This window comes from Paenibacillus sp. AR247, from assembly GCF_002968895.1.
Classification (GTDB): domain Bacteria; phylum Bacillota; class Bacilli; order Paenibacillales; family Paenibacillaceae; genus Paenibacillus_AQ; species Paenibacillus_AQ favisporus.
Genome location: NZ_PCZT01000012.1, coordinates 342,583 through 346,383, shown reverse-complemented (window position 1 = coordinate 346,383; position 3,801 = coordinate 342,583). Strand labels below are relative to the sequence as shown.

Below are 3,801 nucleotides of genomic sequence, written 5' to 3'. Positions count from 1 at the left end.
AGTGCTCATGGTCGGGATGATGCCTCCTTTAGGTCTGGAATGGGACGGTCCTTCGCAGGATGGGAGGAAGCCCGCTCATGACTGGCCCCAGAACGAAACAGCCCGGGATCCGAATCATATCGGACGGAATATTCGTAACCCTGTTCGACCAGGAACAGCTGACGGCGGATGGCAAAGTCCTCTTCTTTGCTTTCTTGGGACACCAGCGCGTAAAAATATGCCCGGTTGTTTCCGTTTTTCGGACGCAAAATCCGTCCCAGGCGTTGGGCTTCCTCCTGCCTGGAGCCGAAGCTGCCTGATATTTCAATCGCCACGGAAGCGTCCGGCAGGTCGACGGCGAAATTGGCTACCTTGGAAACGGCCAGCACTCTGATCTCTCCCCGTTTAAAAGACTCGTAGAGCCTTCCGCGTTCCTTGTGCGCCATTCGCCCCGAAATCAGCGGAATGCCCAGCGATTCGGACAGTTGCTTCAGCTGATCGATATACTGGCCGATAATGAGGACGCTCTCCTCCGGATGCTTAGCGAGCAGCCTGCGAACGACCTCGAGCTTGCCGGGATTTTCGGCGGCGATGCGGAACTTCTCCTTGCCCTCCGCATACGCGTATGCTTCACGCAGCTCCGGCTCCATCGCCACCCGGACTTCCGTGCATTCGACCTTCGCGATCCAGCCCATGGACTCCAGCTCCTTCCAGGGCATCTCGTAGCGTTTGGGTCCGATCAGCGAAAATACATCCTGCTCGCAGCCGTCCTCCCGTACGAGCGTAGCGGTCAGTCCCAGCCGGCGGGTCGCCTGGATATCGGCCGTCGCCCGGAACACCGGAGCCGGCAGCAGATGCACCTCATCGTAAATGATGAGCCCCCAGTTCCGTTCGTTAAACAGACGCATATGTTCAAACTCGTCCTCTTTGGAGCGGCGGTGCGTCAAAATTTGATAGGTGGCCACGGTGACCGGGCGCACCTCCTTCTTCTGCCCCGTATACTCCCCGATCTGGGAAGGATCGAGCGTCGTCTTGTCCGTCAACTCCGCGATCCACTGTCCGACGGAGGTCGCGTTCGACGTCAGAATCAGGCACTCGCACTGCTGCTTCTCCAGCACGCCAAGGCCGATGACCGTTTTTCCGGCTCCGCAAGGGAGCACCAGCACCCCGCTGCCTCCGCTCCCGGCCACCCCTTCAAAAGCGTCGGCCGCCGCCTGCTGGTAGTCCCTCAGCGCAAATGAGCCGCCCTGCGCTTTCCAGCCCAACTGCAGCGGCTGTCCCTCATGATATCCGGCCAAGTCCAGGACCGGATAACCGAGCCGCGTCAGCTCCTGCTTGATCCGTCCGCGGCGGACCGCATCAAGCTCCGCCTGCTCCGGCGCGGCGCGCCGCAGCCCGCTGGCCTGCACGGCGGGGATTGCCAGCACTTCATCCAGCAGCTGCGGATCGGATGCCGTCAGCCGGAGCTTCCCGGCTTCCGCCTTCCCCACCTCGATCCGGAGCTTCCCGTATCTGCCCACCAGGCTGCGGATGTCCTGGATTAACGCGGATGGAACCTCCCATCTGGCAATCGAAGCCAGGGCGTCAACGATTTCCTCCGCGGTCCATCCCAGCGAAGCGGCATTCCACAGCGATAACGGAGTGATCCGGTACGTATGAAACGCAGAAGGACTCTTGACCAGCTCTGCAAAATGGGCCAGCTTCCCGCGGGCTTCCTCAAACCCCGGATGTCCGCATTCCAGCAGGACGGTCCGGTCCCGCTGCACGATGCACGCTTTTGTATCGCTCATCAAATCCCCTTCTTTCAATCCGAATAGTTCTTTCAGCCTTCAAACATATGAAAAAAGTTCATCTCCTAGAGCGGAAATGAACTTTTCCTCTTCCATTTTAAGTTTTCCCATCGTCCGCCAAAACATTCGTGCCTTCAGGAACCCTTCTCTCGGCAAGACCGGGAGACTCGGCGGCCCGAGCCTGCCTATTCCCATCCCTGATAGGATTGGGTCATCGTCACCAGCAGCTTGGCGGCGCTCAGCATGGCCGATTCGTCAAAGTCAAACCTTGGATGATGATGCGGGTAGACGGCCTGCAGCTCTTCGTTGCCTGCTCCCACGAACATAAAGCACCCGGGGATTTCCTGCAAATAGTATGCGAAGTCCTCCGCAGGCATAATCTTCTCGCAGCGCTCCACCTTCGACTCCCCGAATACCTTCGGCGCTTCGCGGAAAAACCTTTCCGTCTCCGCTTCATCATTCACTAGCGGTGGGTAACCCATCAAATATTGAATTTTCGACTCCGCTCCATAAGTCTGCGCCGTAAGCCGGGTTATTTCTTCGATCCGTTCGCGGATAAATTGGCGCGTCTCCTCATCAAATGTCCGTACGGTCCCGGTAATCCGGCACGATTCGGCAATGACGTTCTGCGCGCTTCCACCCTGGATCGTCCCGATCGTAACGACCGCCGGCCGAAGCGGGTTGACCGAACGGCTGACGATGCTCTGCAGCTGCATGACCAGCGCCGATCCGGCCACCACGCTGTCCACCGTCACGTGCGGCATACCACCGTGGCCGCCTTTACCTATGATGTCGATAAAGAACTCATCCGCTGCCGCCATCATCGGCCCCGGCGTGCTGGCCGCGGTTCCTGCCGGGAACGGCGTCCATAAGTGCACGCCGTACACCGCGTCAGCCCCATCCAGAACGCCGGCCTCGATCATCCCCTTGGCTCCGCCCGGACATACCTCCTCCGCCGGCTGAAATACGAACCGGATCTCTCCGGGAAGATCTTCCTTCCGGGCGCTGAAGTATGTCGCCACCGCCAGCAGGATCGACGTATGCCCGTCGTGACCGCAAGCATGCATGACGCCCGGAACCTCGGACGAATAATCGCACGACTTTTCATCCTGGATCGGAAGCGCGTCCATGTCCGCCCGCAGCACGACCGTTTTCCCCGGCTTGCTTCCTTTTAATACACCGACTACCCCATATCCGCCGCCAAACCGCGTCCGGACGTCGATCCCCAGCTCCCGCAGCCTGTCCGCCACGAACGCCGACGTCTTCTCCTCGTGGTAAGACAGCTCCGGATGCCGGTGAAGATACCGCCTCCACTCCACCATTTGCGGCTGCAGCTTGCTCAGCAATGCTTCTTCTTTCATATGTATCCGTCCTCTCGCCATAGAATGGATGTTAAGTTGCCGATATGTCATCCCACATCGCGGTTGTGAACCCTTTTTTCTATTGTAGCAGAAACGCTTAAGATGGGGTATCGCCCCAATACTGCCAAGGCTTGCACAAGTGTTTAAAACATAATATCATGAGTAAAGAACTTTACAGGCAACCAATAGAGGAGGATTTAGTAACCATGATTTTTGAAAATACGGGACTGGACGGCATCAAAGCCGACTTGGCGTTTATGGACGAAGTAGCCGAGAAAGTAGGCTTTGTCCGCTGGCAGTGGGAATACTACCGCGCTACATATGACTATAAGATCGAAGATAAAAACACCAATTCGGAGTATTTCGTCCGGATTAACACTCGTGCAGTGGAGGGTAAGCTGGAAAAGCCAAGCACCGTGCTGCAAATTGAAGCCGTGTACATGGGCAAAGCAACCTTCCCTCACGGGCTGGAATACGAATCTCCGATTCCGTCGTCCATCATGGGGATAGCAACCAAGAAGCTTCAGCAGTTTAAAGCCGCTCTGGAAGCCTAAGCAGGTCTCTTATGAGAGAAGAAAAACCCCCAACAAACCAAGAGAGGGACGCCGGATTTCCAAACTGCTCATCCTCACCTTGCTGTTGGTTGGTTTTGGGCTGGTCATGGTATTCAG

The 3,801-nt window shown here is 57.3% G+C and carries 3 protein-coding genes; 1 reads left to right on the top strand and 2 read right to left on the bottom strand.

From position 1 onward, the window contains the following. Positions 1–5: 5 nt before the first annotated feature. Positions 6–1,769, bottom strand: a complete 1,764-nt coding sequence (locus CPT76_RS23035; RefSeq protein WP_105444579.1) for a DNA repair helicase XPB — start codon at positions 1,767–1,769, stop codon at positions 6–8. A gap of 185 nt (positions 1,770–1,954) precedes the next feature. Next, positions 1,955–3,130 (bottom strand): M20 family metallopeptidase, encoded by a 1,176-nt coding sequence (locus tag CPT76_RS23030; protein ID WP_105444578.1) that lies wholly within the window; start codon positions 3,128–3,130, stop codon positions 1,955–1,957. Positions 3,131–3,336: 206 nt separating this feature from the next. Between CPT76_RS23030 and CPT76_RS23025 the strand changes: the two genes are divergently transcribed. After that, positions 3,337–3,684: a YugN family protein gene (locus CPT76_RS23025; protein ID WP_105444577.1), complete on the top strand. Its 348-nt coding sequence runs from the start codon at positions 3,337–3,339 to the stop codon at positions 3,682–3,684. Positions 3,685–3,801: the final 117 nt, after the last annotated feature.

What these genes read in the sequence shown, in the direction of transcription:
- CPT76_RS23030 (WP_105444578.1), bottom strand. Translation starts at nt 3,130, where the DNA reads ATGAAAGAAGAAGCATTGCTGAGCAAGCTGCAGCCGCAAATGGTGGAG.
- CPT76_RS23025 (WP_105444577.1), top strand. Translation starts at nt 3,337, where the DNA reads ATGATTTTTGAAAATACGGGACTGGACGGCATCAAAGCCGACTTGGCG.
- CPT76_RS23035 (WP_105444579.1), bottom strand. Translation starts at nt 1,769, where the DNA reads ATGAGCGATACAAAAGCGTGCATCGTGCAGCGGGACCGGACCGTCCTG.